Origin of the sequence: Legionella quateirensis (genome assembly GCF_001467955.1) — a bacterium.
GTDB lineage: Bacteria > Pseudomonadota > Gammaproteobacteria > Legionellales > Legionellaceae > Legionella > Legionella quateirensis.
The window spans coordinates 137,205-156,302 of record NZ_LNYR01000021.1 but is presented as its reverse complement, the minus strand read 5'-3'; the positions used below and the strand labels follow the sequence as shown (position 1 = coordinate 156,302).

The window sequence follows — 19,098 nt, the reverse complement described above, 5'->3', positions numbered from 1 at the left end:
TAGTCTAAGCAGTGACATCATGGTGATTGATCGTGCCGGTTACAGGTTGAATGTAGGAATTATCCTGGTCAACAGTTCGGATAGAGTTTTTTGGGGTAGACGGAGCGGGCATGATGCCTGGCAATTTCCACAAGGTGGATTGGCAGCAGGAGAAACGTCTTTACAGGCGATGTTTCGAGAGCTGCATGAAGAAGTGGGTTTGGATAAGCATGATGTAGAAGTTATGGGTTCAACCAAGCGTTGGCTTAAATACCGACTTCCGAAACAATACTTGCGGCATGGCAGTGAACCTTTGGTTATCGGCCAGAAGCAAAAATGGTATTTATTAAAGCTCGTTTCCAGTGAACAAAAAGTGAGATTGGATTTAAGCGATTCTCCAGAATTTGATAGTTGGCGCTGGATTGATTTTCATGAGCCAGAGCAACAGGTTATCTTTTTTAAGAGACAAGTGTATATTCAAGCTTTAAAGGAATTGGAACCCTTATTAAAAATTCGCCGTACACCTTACGGTATGAAACGGAAAAGAGGTAATCATAGGCCCTAGATGCTAAAAGTACTTAAACGGATAGTTCAAGACGTCACCGCTGCCCATCATTTAACCGAGGCTCTTGGTATATTGGTGCAACGAATTCATAAAGCCATTAATGCTGAGGCCGTTTCCGTTTACCTAATCGATAATAAACACGCTGAATACGTTTTAATTGCCACAGAGGGATTAAATAAACAGGCTGAATTTCGTGTGCGTATCGCTCTTGATAGTGGACTTATTGGTTTAATAGGTCGACGTGAAGAGCCGATTAATATGAAAGATGCACCAACGCACCCGGATTTTTATCATAATCCTTTGTTAGGCGAAGAACATCTGAATGCCTTTTTGGGTGTACCCATTATCCAACACAGGAAACTCTATGGCGTTTTAATTGTTCAGCAGGTTGAACAACGTTGTTTTGATGATGCCGAGGAATCCTTTTTAATTACGTTGGCTGCGCAACTTGGCGGAATTATTGCCCATGCAGAGGCAACCGGTGAATTAGCAGAATTGACCCAGCCTAAACCGTTAGGTGCAGTGAGCAAGGTTGAAGTAAATCAGACCGCGCTCTCTGGAATTGGAAGCGTACCGGGAATTGGTATTGGAACAGCCGTAGTTGTTTACCCTCAGGCAGATATTGATGCCGTTCCTCGTAATCCTGTGGAGGAATTGGATGACGAGGTGAGCACTTTTTATGAGGCTCTGGAATCTGCCAGAGACGACATGAGACGGTTAAGCAAGCGCATGAAGGCCACTGTTGCTGAAGAAGAACATGCCTTATTTGACGTCTATTTGCGTATTTTGGACAAAGACAGCCTGGGTGCAGAAGTAGAACATGTTATTCGTGATGAGAAAATCAGTGCTCAGGCCGCTTTGGCGACAGTCATTAAAAAGCATGTATCTCAGTTTGAAAGCATGGAAGATGATTATCTTCGCGAACGTGCCAGCGATTTCCGAGATTTGGGTCGACGGGTACTGGCTGAATTGCAATGGTCTCAACGAGAAGAAATTGTCTATCCAAAACGTACTGTCTTAATTGGTGAAGAAGTTACCGCTGCGGCTCTTGCTGAAGTTCCTGAGGGGCAACTGGCTGGGGTGGTATCTGCAAAAGGTTCGAACAATTCACACGTAGCCATTTTAGCCCGGGCCTTGGGTGTTCCAACCGTAATGGGACTGCGTGGTTTAAAGGTTGAATTGGTCTCTCGACGGGCATTAATTGTAGATGGTTATTATGGCCATGTTTATGTCTCTCCGTCCAAAGCAATCTTGGCTGAATTTAAACAGTTAGCACAGGAAGAGCATGAATTAAATCAAAGCCTTGTCAGTTTAAGAGATAAACCAGCAGAAACTACGGACAGTTATCGCGTTTCTCTACAAGTGAATACGGGTTTGGCGATGGATGCAGGTTTATCCATGAGCGTTGGCGCAGAAGGAGTCGGATTGTATCGATCTGAAGTACCTTTTATGAGCCGTGATCGCTTTCCATCTGAAGACGAACAAACCATTATTTACAGACAGACTCTGAAAGCCTTCGCTCCCCGTTCTGTAACCATGCGCACTTTGGATATCGGTGGCGATAAGGTGCTCCCCTATTTTCCAGTAGAAGAAGAAAACCCCTATTTGGGATGGCGGGGTATTCGTATTACTCTGGATCATCCTGATGTTTTTCTGGTTCAGGTTCGCGCCATGATGCGCGCCAGTGAAGAATTGAATAATTTGCGAATTATGTTGCCTATGGTCACCAATTTGAGTGAAGTGGAAGAGGCGACGTATTTGATTGAACAGGCCTTTGAAGAGTTGTTAGAGGAAGGATGCGAGATAGAAAAACCAAAATTGGGCGTCATGATAGAGGTGCCTGCTGCGGCTTATCTGGCAAGAGAAATGGCCAAGCGAGTTGACTTTATTTCCGTCGGCAGTAATGATTTGACTCAATATCTATTGGCAGTAGATCGAAATAATGCTCGAGTTGCAGGATTATATGATGCCTTGCATCCCGCCATGTTGCGAGTGTTGCTTAAGGTGGTTGAAGGCGGGCATGCTGCTGGGGTCGAAGTCAGCATCTGTGGCGAAATGGCCAGTGATCCTCTGGCTGTAATTTTATTAATTGCTATGGGTTTTGATACGTTAAGTATGAACTCAGCCAGTTTACCACGAGTAAAGTGGGTGATTCGGAATTTTGCCATTGCTAATGCCCGCAAGATTCTTGCTGAAGTATTGGAGTTTGAGCATCCAGCTGAAATACGATTTCATTTGCAAAAAGCTTTGGAAGAAGAAGGTTTAGGGGGTTTAATCCGAGCTGGAAAATCATGATTTTATATGGATATGTTTATATCTTGATTGGTGTATTTGCAGGCTTAATGTCAGGGGCGTTAGGTGTTGGTGGGGGAATCATTCTTGTCCCTGGGCTTGTTTTAGTTTTTCAATTGAATCATTTAATTCCTGAAAATAGTATAATGCATGTTGCCGCAGCTACTTCATTAGCTATCATGGTATTTGCTTCCTTATCTTCTATGAGGGTTCATTATAAAATCGGTGAAATCCTTTGGTCTGTATTCGCCAAGATATGGCCTGGTCTGGTTCTCGGGGTTATTTCCGGAGTAATAGCGTCCAATTTTGTACCCACGAGTTGGTTGAAAATGATATTTGGCTTTTTTTTATTATTTATTACTTTAAGAATGCTAACCAAGAAGCATGAAACAAAGCCAGGACAATTTCCAGGATATTGGGTCAATGGATTAATTAATTATTTAATTGGTATGATCTCAGGTTCATTGGGTATAGGAGGTGGTGGTTTAATCGTCCCTTATCTGGAACATTGTGGTGTCTCCATTCGAAAAATTTCTTCGGTGTCCAATTTATGTACTCTTACTGTCGGAGTGCTAGGTGCTTTAGTATCGGCAATCACCGGTCAGCATGAAATGGCAGATATTCCTTATACAACAGGGTATATATACTGGCCAGCAGTGCTATTAGTGGGGATAAGCAGTAGTTTTATCGCACCTTTTGGTGCTAAATTGAATTATGTTTTGCCAGTGAAACACTTAAGGTATGGTTTTATCGTAATATTAATGTTAATGGCCATCAAAATGATATTTATCTAGGAATATAAAAAATAATGTTCACATTTCCAAATATTGATCCCGTCGCCTTTTCTTTAGGGCCGGTAAAAGTTCATTGGTACGGATTGATGTATCTGATCGGTTTTATAAGTGCCTGGTTACTGGGATATTGGCGCATAAAGCACTATAAACTGAATTGGACCTCGGATCAGCTTAGTGATTTGATATTTTATGGCGCACTGGGTGTTATTCTTGGTGGACGAATAGGTTATATGCTTTTTTATAATACACAGGAATTGATTCACCAACCCTGGATATTATTTAAAATTTGGGAAGGAGGAATGTCCTTTCATGGTGGCTTAATAGGCGTATTCATCGCCGTCTGGATATTTGCTCATAAATACAAGAAAACATTTCTGGAGGTAGGTGATTTTATCGCTCCTCTGGTTCCAGTAGGATTAGCAGCTGGAAGAGTAGGTAACTTTATAAATGGAGAGCTTTGGGGGCGGGTAACGGACGTTCCTTGGGCTATGGTATACAGTCATGTAGATAATCAGCCACGCCATCCATCAGAGATTTATGAGTTTGGACTTGAGGGCGTTGGATTATTCATTTTAGTATGGTGCTATGCATCAAAGCCGCGCCCGACAGGGCGAGTATCTGCGGTGTTTTTAATGGGTTATGCCGTGTGCCGCTTGATTGCAGAGTGTTTTCGACAACCCGATCCTCAATTGGGTTATATAGCCTTTGGCTGGTTGACGATGGGGCAGATTTTATCTATTCCCATGCTATTATTAGGATTTTGGTTATGGTGGCGGGCTAAACGATGAGAACTTATTTACAGTTGTTAGAGCATATTTTGCAGCATGGTAGTGAAAAAACGGATAGAACAGGAACGGGTACTTTGTCTGTTTTTGGATATCAAATGCGTTTTGATTTACAACAAGGCTTCCCTTTAGTCACTACAAAAAAACTTCATATGCGCAGTATAGTGCATGAATTATTATGGTTTTTGCAAGGTGATACCAATATTGCCTATTTAAACGAAAATGGTGTGACGATTTGGGATGAATGGGCTGACACTAATGGTGATTTGGGTCCTGTATATGGCAGACAATGGCGCAGCTGGCCAACTGCCGATGGTCGGACTATTGACCAATTGAGTGAAGTGGTACAGCAGATTAAAACCAATCCTGATTCTCGACGTTTAATTGTCAGTGCCTGGAATGTTGGCGAGTTGGATAAAATGGCGCTGATGCCTTGCCATGCCTTATTTCAGTTTTATGTGGCGGATAATAAGTTATCCTGTCAATTGTATCAACGCTCCGCGGATGTCTTTTTAGGCGTGCCTTTTAATATCGCTTCTTATGCGTTATTAACTCACATGGTCGCACAACAATGCCATCTTGGAGTGGGTGATTTTGTATGGACAGGCGGCGATTGTCATTTATATCTTAACCATTTGGAACAAGCACGCACTCAAATAGCAAGAGAACCTTTACCGCTCCCTTCCTTAAATATTAAACGGAAACCAGAGTCTTTGTTTGAATACCAGTTTGAAGATTTTGAGTTTGAGAATTATCAATTTCATCCCGCGATAAAAGCACCTATTGCGGTGTAAGTATTTGTCCGATGGTTTAGTTGGTGACCCTTGGCACAAGGGTCCAATGAAGTTGTTTTTTATTTGTCCAAATAATTGGATTTTATTTGTCACATATGGTTTAATATTTTCTTTTGTGACTATATGAGAATCAAAATCGTGAAGAAAATATTGATGATCCTGTTAATTTTCATGTGTTGTGCTCCTGGTTATACCAGTAAACTCAGTAAATTTTTAAATAAAATGGATAACGAGCAAAAACAGAGGGATGCCCAGGAGTGGCAGCAAGATATGAATTTCGGCGATTTTGTATTTCGATTGCAGCAACGCTATACCGATAATCATGGCCAACAGTGTCGAGATTATGAGTTCCGTGGACGATCTAATCCATACAAGCATGGATATTATACCGTTTGTGATGATCGCTAATTTCATTTAACGATGAATTGAGTGTCACAAATTTAAATTGTTTCGATTCATTCTTTGAGTTAACTGATCATATTTTGAAGCGTTATAAACAGTTCCTGAGTTCACAGTCGATTTTTAGTGGATGGAATTCCTAATAACAGCTCCATCTTCGTTTTTCGAGCATAGCGAAGTAATCCACTGCCTTACTCCAAACCTATTGCTTCGCCAGGCTCGCAAAGAAGTTTTTTAACATGCTCATCGTTCCAGCGCGATTGGATGGATAAATCGGCATTACGTTTCAATCATGCTCAAGCTAAATAAAATTTGACTTATTTTGACAATTGTATTAAAGTTGTACATTTTATACTTATGTAGTTCTTTAATGTAATGCAAAAAGTGCTGTTTTACTCTGGAGTTATAGATGATATTAAGTCCGCTACGCTTTAATAATTCCCAGTCTTTTTATAAATTTATAAAACGCTTGCAGAAATCAAGGTTGTTAGAAATAGAGACAAATAACGGCCTTCAAAAAATGACATCTTCCACTTCACCGCATTTAGGTAGCAAATTTTTAAAGGCAAATGATAATAACATTTATTTTTTGGATGATGTGTTTAAATTCCTTAAACAAGAATCACCTGAATCAATAAATCAATCAAGCATAAGATTTTTTGACTTGCAGAACAATGAGGTGACTCTGGCTCAACTTAAGTCCGATTTGACTTTATGTACTGAGTTACAATGGTCTAAAGAACCTGTTCTTTTAATGGAGCGTATGAATCCAGTTTTATATTCTTCATCTCCATTTCCTTCCTTAGGTAAATTGGAGGATGTCCTGAATGCTAAAACACAATACGCTAATGCCTCATTTCATAATTCTGTAAAGAGTGCCAAGAACCTTTTAGATCTTATTCTGAATATGTCTCTACTCTCTAAATCACTCCTGAATTTGACTGGTACTGAGATTATTCCAATTCCCGCCCCATTTCAGACCACTCAGTTGATTACTCATATCAAAAAAGACTTATTAAAAATTACCCTAATAGAAGAGATTAAATTAAAACACTATTTATTAAATCAGATTGAACTTTCAAAAGACCAACAAAAAAAGTCTGAATTAACTCATTGGGTGGATGAACTTGATGTCAATATTTCAAATATAAAGGAAATACAACATAATTTATCAAAAATTTTAACAAATCAGCGTGATAAAATTCAAAAAGCAAAAAATAAATATCTTCAAATAGTTCAGAATGATGCCACTTTATACACTATTCATAATAAAATACGTGATTTAAAAAATAAAATACAGGTTCAGGAACACGATCTTGAGCGTCTTGAGAGCAATTACACAATATTAAAACCATTGGCAGTGTACGGGGTGATGGTGGGACTGCCTGTTTTAGCGGTTGCTGCAGTTATTATTGTTTCAGGAATAGTGCTTCCTTCCCTATATTTTGCTATCGCATTAGCCTTTATTAGCTTGATACTGATTACTTTAGGTTTGTTGTCGCAGACTCAGTTATTTACTCATAAATTTACTGATGGGTTAACTCAATTGCAAGGGAGTATAGAGGCGAAATTCGATAATACTTTAGAACAAAAACGATCTGAAATTAATCATTTAAAGAGCCAGGTGGGAACTTTGGAAATTGATGTAAAATTTGCATCTGATTTTGTTGAAATAGAACCGTCACTCAATTTGTCTCTTGAAAACATAAATCTTCTAAACGATGAAATTGAGGCGGATTTGCACGAAATTGAGCAGATTGAAGGAACGGCTGGAACGCAAAATAAGACAAAATCAACTGATAGAGTATTTACTTCAAAGGCAGGAGATGTAAGCCTATTTAGTAGAGGCATTAAATCGTTACCCCTTGAACGTACGCAAAATGTAGAGCCACAGATAAGACGTTCAAACTCCAACGCTGAATTGAGATTCTAACCTTCCTTTTTCCAAATGCAATGCTCTTGCGCCAAAGAAAATCAGTTGGTTATGCAATAAGGCTTCGAGAGACTTATCGTGAAAAAGTACGGAATATTTCAGGTAAGGTTATGGATTTATTTAGAGAATAATCGACCCAAACTATTTTACTCATACCTTGAGCCATGAGAGTGTCCCCTTGATACAGATCATGATCCATGATCATGCTGGAATTACCGAGGCTGTGTACCTTGCTGATTATGGTGACAGTAGCAGGATAAATGACGGGTTTTAAAAAGGTACAGGCTACCTGTATTACCACCGGTCCGGTTTGCTCCGTCATTTTAATTTCCAGGTCTCTTAACCACTCAATACGTGCTTCCTGAAAATAATCAAAATAACGGGCATTATTTACGTGTCCTAATGCATCCATATCGCCCCAAGCGATATTAAAGGTTTTTTTATGCACAGTAACTTTAGAGTCAGTCATGATAAGTCCAAAGGATCAACGTCCACATTCCAGCGAACGCCATTACTTAGTTTATTTATTGTTAACCACTCGCGTAATTGCGTCAATGAACTTTTTAATGCTTTTCTTGATGGAGACTTAATTAATAATTGCATACGATGCTGATTGGCTTTACGAGGAAGCGGCGCCGGCGCTGGCCCCATTACGGTTACAGGATTGATTTGAATCTGATCTTTAGTGGCATGTAAAAATTTTAATACGCTACTGATTGTTTTACCTTGAGCTCTAATGACTGCCAGATAGTGAAAAGGTGGTAATTCTGCTTCTTTACGAGAGGTAAGTAAGGCATCAGCGAAGTGATCGTAACCTTGTTTGATGAGTAAATTGAGTAACGGATGATTGGGTAAATGGGTTTGAATCAATACCTGTCCAGGATGTTCCGCGCGACCCGCCCGTCCTGAAACCTGGGTTAATAGCTGCCCCAAATGTTCCACCGCCCTGAAATCCTGATTATATAATCCTGCATCAGCATCTAGAACTACTACCAGTGATAAGCGTGGGAAGTGATGACCTTTAGCTAACATCTGGGTACCCACAATCAATTGAACTTCTCCGTTGGCTATTTTATCCAGATGCTCATCCAAAGAATTTTTCTTACGAATGGCATCACGATCAATACGTAACACATTGATTTTGGGAAAACAGGAGCTTAGAAATTCGTGAACTCTTTGTGTGCCGGCACCAACGGGAATTAATTCTTTGCTGTGACACTTTTTGCATTGAACAGGCATTCTTTGCGTTAATCCACAATGATGACATAGCAATTGGCCAGACTGTTTATGAAGAGTGAGATGACTGTCACAAGCTTTGCAATCTGCCATCCATCCGCATTCATGACACAGTAATACAGGAGCAAATCCTCGGCGATTAATGAATACCAAAACCTGATTATTATTATTTAAATGTTCTTCAATTATTTTTAATGTCGGCGTTGCTAATCCATGCTGCAGTGTCTGAGAGCGCAGATCAATTAATTGATAGTGTAAGGGCGTAGTAGATAAAGCTTTATGATTCAAACGCAGTAAGGTGTATTTATTTTGTCTGCAATTATGCACGCTTTCCAAACTTGGAGTGGCGGAACCGAGAATAATAGGGATATTGGCTAAATGGGCACGCATTAATGCGGTATCCCGGGCAGAATAACGTACCCCCTCCATCTGTTTTAATGAGCTGTCATGTTCTTCATCTATAATAATTAATCCCAATTCGGGCATGGGAGTAAATACCGCGGCTCTGGTTCCAATAATCATTTTAACATGATTTTCTTTTGCTAATTGCCAGGCAATTTGTCGTTCAGTTTCATTCAAATTCGAATGTATCACCGCTATAGGTTCTTTAAATCGTGCCGTAAAACGCGATAATAATTGCGGAGTCAATCCGATTTCGGGGACTAAAACCAGAACCTGTTTTCCTTGCGTCAAGACTTGTTTTATTACCTGCAAATAAACCTCGGTTTTCCCACTCCCGGTAATTCCCTGCAATAAAAAACACTGAAAAGAATGAAGATGATCTGATAGGGTCGAAACTGCAACGGCTTGCTCGGGGTTTAGAGACAATGGAGGTGAGCACATTTGGTCGGATTGCTCCGGTAGAATAATGCGTTGTGATAATGCAACAAGTTCTGCAGCGACCAAAGCCAATAATTGACTTGAATTAAAACCTTTCTTTGTTAAATACTGTTTTGAAACGGGATCTTGGTGCTTATTGAGCAATTCGATCAATTCAAGTTGTTTGCGAGAACGTGCTGAAATTGTATTTCTTGCACGTTCAACCGGTACTGCTAATTGATAAAAATCTCCAGTCGGCAGTTGACAGGCTTGACCTAATCGATATTTTTTGGGTAAAGCCAAAGGCAATACTTCGGATAAAGGCGATTGATAATAACTTCCTATCCACCGGCACAGTTCGAGAATCTCCTGATCAATTATCGGAGATTCATCAATAACTGCACTGATATTCTTTAATGAAGTTGAGGGGTGTTGTGAGGGGTTGCTGTCAACAACTATTCCTAATTTTGTTTGATTGCGAAATGGTACCCATACCCTTGCGCCTATACATGGCTTGAACGTCTCTGCTGTATAGTCAAAAAAATCACGGCTGGTATGTGGGATACACACTTGATAAACGGCCTTCATCTAATCTCTTTGCCATTCATGACTGGCTGATTGTCCTGGTGCGGAGAATACTTTGACAACAACCTTATCAATACGATGTTTGTCCAGTTCTTGATGTTCCTTGATCAACTCATTAACAAACCAGCGAGACAATTCTTCGACTGTAATATTAGTTAATGGCATGAGAGTGACATCTTCTTTCAGGAAGGGAATTTTCTTACCATTAAAAGTAAAATAATAGTATTCCGTATCCTCAGCATATTCCAGAAATGGTGAGAATTGTGGCATGAGAAAAGTCTGATTCAATTGACGGCATAATTTGTGGATGCGTTCTTTATAGTAACGGTAATCAAAGGTCATTCCATTTTCTTCAACCCAGGTAGACAAAGCCAGATACACTCCATACATATGGCCATGCAAGGGCTCTCTTTCCGTAGCTGAGAATATCGTGGTGTGCCCTGCGGAAAATTTCATGGATTCTTTTTGCAATTCCACCGTAGTCAGGTATTTTTTCATTTTATAAACTCACTCGTTTATCATTTAGGAGAAATCCATTCAAATCGATGTCCAGATTTTTAGTTAAGGCGATGACTTTAAATAACTCTCCCATCTCACTGGGATCGGTCAACTGCTTTATGGCCTGTTTTGCTCGAAATTGGTCTTTTTCATTATCCAGCGAGTTGATAAAGCTTAGCAGACCATTGGCCAGCAAAAAAGAGGCTTGATTAGTATAACCTGCAATATGAAATCCTGCCTGCTGCCCGGCTTCGGCAACATGGGTAAAATCAACATGTGCTGTTATATCTTGTTCACCGGGATGAAGTAAGGGATCCGGGTGAGCATGATGCTGATAGTGGCACATTAATGTCCCTTGATTTCGGTCGGGGTGATAGTATTCGTGCCGTGGAAAGCCATAATCGATTAAAAAAACGGCGCCCTGGTTTATCATTTTATAAATATTGACCAGCCAATCTTCGATGAATAGATTCACCTCCGATATGTATGCTGTTGTTTGTTGCGGTAGATTCTTTTTAATATAATTGGATAAACGTTCGTTTTGGCAGGGTTTAAACAGTTCCGTCAATTCACCGGCCTTGTTCAGACCTATATAACTTTCCAGTATATTATTGTCCTTTAGCATGAAACGGTTTACTGGCATGGCATCCAAAACCTCATTAGCCAGTACTACGCCATTGAATGGAGTCTCTGGCCAACGATCAAGCCAGAAAATCCTGTGCGCGAGGTGAGGAATTTTTTGTTGAAACAATTCCTGTTGGCGATGCCGTAAATTAGAACTGACTTCCAGTATATAATAGGCTTCAGGCAAACAATTCAGCTGTTCGAGCTGATTTAAAACATCAATACACAGGGCGCCAGTACCTGCTCCAAATTCAAACAGAACGGGATTTTCTAATGATGTTAGAATCTGCTTGCATTGATTGGCCAGCGTTTTGCCGAATAAAGGAGTTAATTCAGGAGCAGTAATAAAATCACCCTGCTTTCCCAATTTGGGTAATCCTGAACTATAATAACCCTCACCTGGTGCATACAAAGCCATTTGCATGAATTCCATAAACGGTAGTTCTTGTTGCTCCTCAAGCTGAGTATGCAGTGTATGTATTAAGCTCATAATCGATTAAACTGTTTAAAAAAATGGAAACCATACCGTGAATCAGAACAACAAACAAGAAGCAAAGGTCGCATTGATCACCGGAGGCGCAAGACGTGTAGGCGCTGCCATTGTTAAAAAACTGCATGGAGCAGGATATAAAGTTGTGATTCATTGTCGTTTTTCCCTGAAAGATGCCCATGCCTTAGCTGTTGAATTAAATAATAAGCGGGTAGATAGTGCTTTTGTTTTACAAAGAGAATTAACTGAAGAAAATGCAGCTGTAGAGATGATCTCAACAGTTTCTGAATGGGCTGGTCGTTTGGATTTATTAGTAAATAGCGCATCAGTCTTTATCCGAAATGATTCGGAAACATTCAGCGAAGAGGATTGGCAAAAGTTGTTTGATACCAATGTTAAAGCCCCATTTTTATTAAGTCTCGCAGCGCACCCCTTATTAAGCAAACACTCTGGCGTCATAATTAACGTGACCGATATTCATGCCCAAAAACCTCTAAAAGGCTATTCATTATATTGTCAGAGCAAGGCAGCGCTTGAGATGCAAACCAGGAGTTTGGCACGCGAATTTGCACCATCAATCAGGGTTAATGCTGTAGCTCCTGGTGCCATTGCCTGGCCAGAAGAGGCGAACAGTTTAAATGAGAAGGAACGGCAGAATATCATTGATAAAACACCTTTAAAATGTCATGGGGATCCCGAGTTTATTGCTCAGGCAATTTTGGCCTTGGCTGAAAATCCTTTTATTACAGGACAGATTTTAAATGTAGATGGGGGAAGGAGTCTGATGGGCTAGATGAGCTGCGCATATTTTTAGCTCCTTAGATGTCAAAAAATTCGTTCGTACTTTGAGTTTAGAGGGTGTTTGCTAGCAAAAATTCATTAATTTCCGGTAACGAATTTAATTGATAAAATTGATTCAATTGAGGTTTATCTAGCTGGTGTTTGAAATAATAACGTACCAGCGATTTACTCTGCAGAATCGACTTATATGCATCTTCAAGGGTTTTGAGGCCTTCCAAATGCGCCATAAAGATGTGTATTTTTTCAGAGGCGTTAATATTCAAATCACGTTGTTCCAGTAACTCCTGATACAACCATGGACGCCCACTGCCTGCGCGAGCAATCATGAAGCCATCACAACCACTAATCTGCAGTGCATGATGCAAGCTGCTTAGAGAATTGATGTCTCCATTGGCTATGACCGGAATGTTGATGTTCTGCTTTATTTGCGCGATTTGATGTACATTGCATTGAATATCATAATCATCAATCCATCGTCTTCCGTGTACGATTAGTGCATCGGCGCCGGCTCTTTCAATTTGTTGAGCCAGCAGTACATCGGTTTCATTACCTTGAATGCGAATTTTTATCGTGAGAGGAATGGAAATTGATGCACGTACTTTCTGGATGATTTTAATGAGCGTTTCCGGATTTTCCAGTAAGGCACTGCCTGCTCCCTTTTTACGAATTTTAGTTTTGGGACATCCGCAGTTTATATCAATTAAGTCTGCGCCGTATGCTTGTAATTTAATGGCAGCTTGAGCCAGTACATCGGGGTCATTTCCGGAAATTTGATAAGCCAGTATTTTTTCCTTTGGCGATCGATAAATGTAACGTGAATTCTTCGCATGTTTGTTTAAGACATCAATGGCGGAACTCATTTCTGATACGCAATATGCAGGAGGAGTGTATCGATAAAACAATTCTCTGAACGGGGCGCAACTGTAGCCGGCTAATGGGCCTTGAATTAACCGATGAGGAAGTTCAAGGGAGCCAATGTGTAATGGGCTATTAATAATAGTGTGCATGCAATAAATTAAAGGATATAATCAGCTTCAATTTTATCATATATCTAACATTTAGAAGTAGTCATCATCAAAGTTTATGGATTTGATTAATCCGTACTATTTGGAACAGGAGAGACTCCAGATGGACAAGCGTTATTTATCGCCTTTGGAATTACTCAGTATAGCAACTCAACATGCTTATTCTGCCGATTATTTGTTGCAACAGATTTCACAGGGAATAATCAGGAATGGAGAGTCTCTGGATTCATTGGCTCCTATAACTTCACTCATGTATCAGGCGTTTCAACTGACCCTTAAAGCCTATTGTTTGCATGATCATCGACCAATCAAGGAATATAAAAATTTGATGGAACTGGTGGAGTTAAATGTTCATCTGGGGTTTTCTACTCAGGAACTTTTTCTGTTAAAAACCTTATCAAGACAACAGGTGTTCAATAAAGGGATAGATTATGATTTATGGGAAAATCAGCAACAGCTTCATGTCTTTTGCGAAAAAATAATTTCTTTATACGAGCGGGTTCAGACGATGATGCCGCTTGAACTTCATAGTGATTATCAATGATGGTTTATCCATAAATGTTAAGATCTGACCAGGGGTTATAGAGCAATTGTCAACAGACCCTATTTAAAATTACGCGACAGGTGCTGCAGAGAGTGATCTTGGTTAGAGCGTTTATTATTGTTAATAAATAATGATTACAGTATATTTTATTGCCAATAGAATGGCGCTTGTCCATAGTGACATTAAAGTGGTGTTATGGGGATGTGGTTGGTGATGTCATGGTATGGACAACTACTTGGCATCTGGCTTGAATCACGTTAGGATAGGATTTTTTTCGAAAGGTAATTGTAATGGAGCAACTGGACGATAAACGTGTAGATACGGTTCAAAATCAGATATTGCAATTAAGTAATCATCTTAATTCGCGGATTTTAGGACAAAAAGGTCTTATCTCTCGACTTTTAATTGCCTTGCTTGCAGATGGACATTTATTAGTTGAAGGTGCACCAGGTTTAGCTAAAACAAGGGCTGTAAAAGAGTTGTCCGACGGAGTTGAAGGTGATTTTCATCGTATACAATTTACTCCCGATCTTTTGCCCGGAGATTTAACAGGGACGGATGTCTATCATCCACAAAATGGTTCTTTTGTATTTCAACCAGGCCCCATATTTCATCACCTTATTTTGGCGGATGAAATTAACCGTGCTCCCGCCAAAGTACAATCTGCCTTGCTTGAGGCAATGGCTGAGCGGCAGGTTACAATTGGTGGTAAAACCTATCCGTTGCCGGAGTTATTTTTAGTCATGGCGACGCAAAACCCAATTGAACAGGAAGGCACATATCCTCTGCCCGAAGCCCAGTTAGATCGATTTTTAATGTACGTTAAAATTGGGTATCCTGATGCACAGGTAGAGCACGATATTCTTGCTTTGACTCGCAAAGAAGCATTGGGGGGGGCTGTGGTCAAACAAGAAAAATTCCCTAAATTGCAGCAAAACACTCTTTTTGAAGCACGTAAGCAGGTATTACGCGTACATACCAGCGAAGCATTGGAGAATTATCTGGTACAGTTGGTGATTGCAACTCGAAATCCTGGGGTCTATAGCGAAGAGCTGGGCCGCTGGTTGCGGTTTGGAGCTAGTCCGCGTGCCACTATAGCTTTGGATCGATGTTCGAAGGCACATGCCTGGCTTGCTGGACGAGATTATGTGATTCCGGATGATATCCATGTCATCGCCCATGATGTTCTGCGGCATAGAATACTGCTGAGTTATGAAGCTGAGGCTGAAGGAGTGAGCAGTGATGATTTTATCGACTCATTATTACGCTTGGTTGCTATTCCTTAGAGGTTTATATGGCAGATGGTGTTGTTGCTGAGCTAAATGAATTAATTGAACTGAGGCGTTATGCTCAATCGATTCACTATAAACCTGAAGGCAGGGCGTTACGTTCTGGTTCTCATTTGTCCAAATTACGTGGTCGTGGAATGGATTTTGCCGAGGTGAGAAACTATCAGGCCGGTGATGAAATTCGCCATATGGAATGGCGAGTTACTGCTCGAACGGGTAGGCCTCATGTAAAAATTTATCAAGAAGAACGTGAACGACCCGTAGTTATTCTTGTTGATTTTAATCCATCCATGATTTTTGGTACCCGTGTCGCCTTTAAATCAGTAATTGCCGCACGATTGGCTGCGATACTGGCATGGACTGTAATTAAACAAGGAGACAGGGTTGGCGGTTTCTTTTTTTCCGCTACAGAACACAGTGAATTTATACCTCGTGGTCGTGATTCAGGTGTTCTTCCTTTATTGGCATCGCTCAGTCAATATACTGCTCAGACTGAAGCCCAACGGGAAGAAAAACCCAGACTGCTAAGTGATGCTCTCGTGAGATTGCGTCGGGTAGTAAGGCCTGGAAGCATTGTGGTATTAATCAGTGATTTTTATACGATGGATGCAGAATGTGAAAAACATTTGAATCGCTTGCGTGGCCATAATGATATTCTGGCGTATCATATCTGTGACCGTATTGAATTGGCACCACCAAAGCCCGAACAATATGCGATTACCAATGGACAGCATGAAATAATACTGGATACCAGTTTATCCGCGGTAAGTACTGCCTATGAGCAGTATTGCCGGCAAAGAATAGAACAGTTGAGCGATCAATTTAAACGCTTGCAAATTCAATATGTGCAGGCCACTTCCGAGAGCAATTTGACTCAATTGGTTCGCCAGACTTTTCCGAGGAGGTCACGTGGCTAAAACAGATCCCTTGGCACAATTAAAAGATATTCATTTGCCAGAACCCATTAGCTGGTGGCCATTGGCCCCAGGATGGTATGTAGTAATGACCGTGTTATTTCTGCTCATTATTGGCCTGTGCTATTGGGTGTATAAACGGCATATTAATGGTTTGGCAAAACAAAAAGCACTGAATTTACTGAGTATATATAAAGAAAATTACATGAAGGATCGAAATGTCCAAATAGCCAGTGCCCGAGTTTCAGAGTTATTACGAAGAGTTGCTTTAGTGTATTTCCCGAGAACAGAGGTTGCCAGTATCCATGGAGATGACTGGGTCGAGTTTTTAAACAAAACCAGCAAAAACATTGATTTTAAACCGGTTAAAGCCATGCTTTTGGATTCGCCATTTAAAACAGGTGAGACCGTGAATCTGAATCCCTTGTTTACTCGCGCAGAGCAATGGATTCGGCAAAGGGGGGCTCCATGTTTGAACTCGTGAATCCCTGGGCGCTCATTGCGTTGCCTTTACCTTTGGTGATCTGGTATCTGTTACCCAGAGTAAAAGCTACCTTACCGACGGCATTGAAAGTTCCCTTCTTTGAAGCAATGGTAGGTATAGTGGAACAGGAAAAACGCTCTGTATCTGCCCAAAAATTATTAATCATCCCTGCCTTGATTTGGTTACTGCTTGTATTCGCTCTTTCCGGGCCGCGTTGGGTTGGTGAACCTAAACCGGTGGCCAGAGAAGGTTACAACATCATGATGGTGCTTGATTTATCAGGCAGTATGGAAATTAACGACATGATATTACATGGCCGTCCAGTCAGCCGTTTATTGGTAGTAAAGCGAGCAGCAGAACAATTTGTACAGGATCGAATCGGTGATAGGATTGGCTTAATTCTTTTTGGAACACGTGCCTATTTGCAAACCCCTTTAACTTATGACAAACACAGTGTATTGATGCGTATAGAAGATGCAACGGCAGGTTTAGCAGGAAAAACGACTTCAATCGGAGATGCTGTGGGCTTGGCTGTAAAACGATTGGATGAAGTGCCCAAAGAAGGCAGGGTGATCATTCTTTTAACTGATGGTGCCAATAATTCGGGAGTTCTTGCTCCATTAAAAGCAGCTGAATTAGCCCGTGATGATGGAATCAAGATTTATACTATTGGATTAGGTTCTGAGGCAGATCCCCGTGCTTTAAGTATGGACTTTTTTAATCAGAATGTTACAGCAGATCTTGATGAAGACACTTTAAAGAAAATGGCTGATATGACGGGCGGACGATATTTTCGAGCAACAGATACTGAGTCATTACAATCCATCTATCAAACCATTAATCAACTGGAAACTGTCAAGCAGGAGCAGGCTACAGTTCGGCCACAGAAGGAATATTACCCTTGGTTTGTGGGTTTGGCGTTATTATTAAGTTTTTATTGGATAGGTAGAAAAGCTGCATCAGTTCTTAACCTGAATGCATTTTTTCACGCTCGAGAGGAACTTAGGTCATGATGGCTGATTTTCATTTTTTAAGGCCATGGTGGCTATTGTTGATACTCCCTTTAATTGGTTTGATCATTATTTTATGGCGGCAAACTCCCCGATTGCATGCTTGGGGCGAGGTATGTGACAGCCACTTACTGGAGCATTTAATCCAGAGTAAACGACAGGGAAAGAGACTGTTCTCCTTGTTCTTTTTATTTTTGAGTGTTTTTTTCATGATCATCAGCATTGCTGGCCCCAGTTGGTTTAAGTTACCGGTACCCACCTATAAGCCCATTGAGCCCAGAGTACTGGTATTGGATATGTCCGATAATATGATGGCAGCTGATTTGACCCCAAACCGTCTCAGCAGGGCTAAATTCAAATTGCATGATGTATTTACACGGAAGGATGTTGGGCAATTTGGACTGATAGTTTTTACCGGGGAACCGTTTGTAGTATCTCCGCTAACAGATGATGGGCAAACCATTTCGTCACTTTTATCCTCTTTGACTCCGGATGTAATGCCGGTAGGAGGACAACAACTGGATAGTGCTCTGAATGAGGCCAGTCAATTGATTAGTCAGGCCGGGTATCAATACGGCCAAATTTTAGTGTTAACTGCCGATACACCTTCAGCAGATGCCATTAATAAAGCTAAAAAACTGGCTCAATCAGGGATTATTACCTCGATTTTACCCGTTAGAGCAGATAATAACTTAAATCCACTATTTCAGAATTTTGCTAATGCAGGTAAGGGTCAATTATTAAAGTATTCATCTGATTCAAGTGATTTGGACCAATGGTTAAACAGTACTGGAAATGAGGAATATGCATTGAGCAAAGATGATGACATCCCTCTGTGGAGGGATGAGGGCAGATGGTTTTTAATTCCTGCCTTATTGTTATTATTGCCTGTATTTCAAAGGGGCTGGTTGCAGAGGGTGGCCGTATGATCCGCTGTTTGATATTTTTAATAATTACGTTTACCTCCTGGCAATCTCAAGCCTTTAGCTGGGCTGATTTGTGGTACACCCCGGATCAACAGGCTCAACATTTAATGGAAAAAGGCCAGTTTAAGAAAGCAAAAGAGACATTTGAGCGAAATGACTGGATTGCATCAGCTGCTTATCGATCCGGTGATTATGAACGAGCAGCTGAACTGTTTAAAGAATTAAATAATGAGCAGGGGTATTACAATCAAGGAAATGCTTTAGCTCATATGGGAAAATATGAACAAGCTATAGATGCATATAATAAAGCTT

General features: G+C 40.6%; 19 protein-coding genes and 1 pseudogene. 15 read left to right on the top strand and 5 right to left on the bottom strand.

Annotated elements, in window-relative coordinates; translation table 11 throughout:
- Positions 1-19: 19 nt before the first annotated feature.
- The 7 genes from Lqua_RS08745 (at position 20) to Lqua_RS08715 (ending at position 7,541) form a co-directional block, all read left to right on the top strand.
- A complete protein-coding gene (locus tag Lqua_RS08745) occupies positions 20-544 on the top strand; it encodes an RNA pyrophosphohydrolase (RefSeq protein WP_058473897.1) in 525 nt (174 codons plus the stop codon).
- Complete coding sequence (ptsP, locus tag Lqua_RS08740) at positions 545-2,839, top strand: phosphoenolpyruvate--protein phosphotransferase (RefSeq protein ID WP_058473896.1); 2,295 nt, start codon at positions 545-547, stop codon at positions 2,837-2,839. It begins immediately after the preceding gene.
- On the top strand, positions 2,836-3,630 hold the full coding sequence (locus Lqua_RS08735) for a sulfite exporter TauE/SafE family protein (RefSeq protein ID WP_058473895.1): 795 nt from the start codon (positions 2,836-2,838) through the stop codon (positions 3,628-3,630). Before ptsP ends, Lqua_RS08735 begins: the two co-directional genes overlap by 4 nt.
- 14 nt (positions 3,631-3,644) lie before the next feature.
- Entirely contained in the window at positions 3,645-4,418 is a 774-nt protein-coding gene (lgt, locus tag Lqua_RS08730) for a prolipoprotein diacylglyceryl transferase (protein WP_058473894.1), read from the top strand.
- On the top strand, positions 4,415-5,209 hold the full coding sequence (gene thyA, locus Lqua_RS08725) for a thymidylate synthase (RefSeq protein ID WP_058473893.1): 795 nt from the start codon (positions 4,415-4,417) through the stop codon (positions 5,207-5,209). The genes lgt and thyA overlap by 4 nt, the downstream gene beginning before the upstream one ends.
- A 153-nt stretch (positions 5,210-5,362) precedes the next feature.
- The gene (locus tag Lqua_RS08720; protein WP_420798057.1) at positions 5,363-5,617 is read left to right on the top strand and encodes a hypothetical protein; all 255 of its coding nucleotides are present in this window, start codon (positions 5,363-5,365) and stop codon (positions 5,615-5,617) included.
- 400 nt (positions 5,618-6,017) lie between these two features.
- Complete coding sequence (locus Lqua_RS08715) at positions 6,018-7,541, top strand: hypothetical protein (RefSeq protein WP_058473892.1); 1,524 nt, start codon at positions 6,018-6,020, stop codon at positions 7,539-7,541.
- A 73-nt stretch (positions 7,542-7,614) separates the two neighbouring features.
- Here Lqua_RS08715 and Lqua_RS08710 read toward each other — a convergent pair whose 3' ends face one another.
- From Lqua_RS08710 to Lqua_RS08695, 4 genes are read right to left on the bottom strand one after another with little or no spacing between them, the layout of a single operon-like run.
- Entirely contained in the window at positions 7,615-8,010 is a 396-nt protein-coding gene (locus Lqua_RS08710) for an acyl-CoA thioesterase (protein WP_058473891.1), read from the bottom strand.
- Positions 8,007-10,184, bottom strand: coding sequence for a primosomal protein N' (locus tag Lqua_RS08705; RefSeq protein WP_058473890.1), 2,178 nt, complete (start codon positions 10,182-10,184; stop codon positions 8,007-8,009). Before Lqua_RS08705 ends, Lqua_RS08710 begins: the two co-directional genes overlap by 4 nt.
- Complete coding sequence (locus tag Lqua_RS08700; protein WP_058473889.1) at positions 10,185-10,679, bottom strand: 6-pyruvoyl trahydropterin synthase family protein; 495 nt, start codon at positions 10,677-10,679, stop codon at positions 10,185-10,187.
- A gap of 1 nt (position 10,680) precedes the next feature.
- A complete protein-coding gene (locus Lqua_RS08695) occupies positions 10,681-11,793 on the bottom strand; it encodes a class I SAM-dependent methyltransferase (RefSeq protein WP_058473888.1) in 1,113 nt (370 codons plus the stop codon).
- 37 nt (positions 11,794-11,830) lie between these two features.
- Between Lqua_RS08695 and Lqua_RS08690 the strand changes: the two genes are divergently transcribed.
- Positions 11,831-12,586 carry a pteridine reductase gene (locus Lqua_RS08690; RefSeq protein ID WP_058473887.1) on the top strand — a complete coding sequence of 252 codons (756 nt, stop codon included), beginning with the start codon at positions 11,831-11,833 and terminating at the stop codon, positions 12,584-12,586.
- 58 nt (positions 12,587-12,644) lie between these two features.
- Here Lqua_RS08690 and Lqua_RS08685 read toward each other — a convergent pair whose 3' ends face one another.
- Positions 12,645-13,601, bottom strand: a complete 957-nt coding sequence (locus tag Lqua_RS08685) for a tRNA dihydrouridine synthase (RefSeq protein WP_058473886.1) — start codon at positions 13,599-13,601, stop codon at positions 12,645-12,647.
- Positions 13,602-13,722: 121 nt separating this feature from the next.
- On the opposite strand from Lqua_RS08685, the gene Lqua_RS08680 reads away from it, so the two are divergent.
- The 7 genes and pseudogenes from Lqua_RS08680 to Lqua_RS19025 form a co-directional block, all read left to right on the top strand.
- Entirely contained in the window at positions 13,723-14,163 is a 441-nt protein-coding gene (locus Lqua_RS08680; protein ID WP_058473885.1) for a hypothetical protein, read from the top strand.
- 290 nt (positions 14,164-14,453) lie between these two features.
- Complete coding sequence (locus Lqua_RS08675) at positions 14,454-15,449, top strand: AAA family ATPase (RefSeq protein ID WP_058473884.1); 996 nt, start codon at positions 14,454-14,456, stop codon at positions 15,447-15,449.
- Between the two features lie 8 nt (positions 15,450-15,457).
- Positions 15,458-16,369, top strand: a complete 912-nt coding sequence (locus Lqua_RS08670) for a DUF58 domain-containing protein (RefSeq protein ID WP_058473883.1) — start codon at positions 15,458-15,460, stop codon at positions 16,367-16,369.
- Positions 16,362-16,850: a DUF4381 domain-containing protein gene (locus Lqua_RS08665; RefSeq protein WP_058473882.1), complete on the top strand. Its 489-nt coding sequence runs from the start codon at positions 16,362-16,364 to the stop codon at positions 16,848-16,850. The genes Lqua_RS08670 and Lqua_RS08665 overlap by 8 nt, the downstream gene beginning before the upstream one ends.
- Entirely contained in the window at positions 16,835-17,863 is a 1,029-nt protein-coding gene (locus Lqua_RS08660) for a vWA domain-containing protein (RefSeq protein WP_058473881.1), read from the top strand. Before Lqua_RS08665 ends, Lqua_RS08660 begins: the two co-directional genes overlap by 16 nt.
- Positions 17,860-18,789, top strand: coding sequence for a vWA domain-containing protein (locus Lqua_RS08655; RefSeq protein ID WP_058473880.1), 930 nt, complete (start codon positions 17,860-17,862; stop codon positions 18,787-18,789). The genes Lqua_RS08660 and Lqua_RS08655 overlap by 4 nt, the downstream gene beginning before the upstream one ends.
- A pseudogene (locus Lqua_RS19025) lies at positions 18,714-19,091 on the top strand (tetratricopeptide repeat protein); the annotation flags it as partial. The gene Lqua_RS08655 and the pseudogene Lqua_RS19025, both read left to right, overlap by 76 nt.
- Between the last annotated feature and the right edge of the window lie 7 nt (positions 19,092-19,098).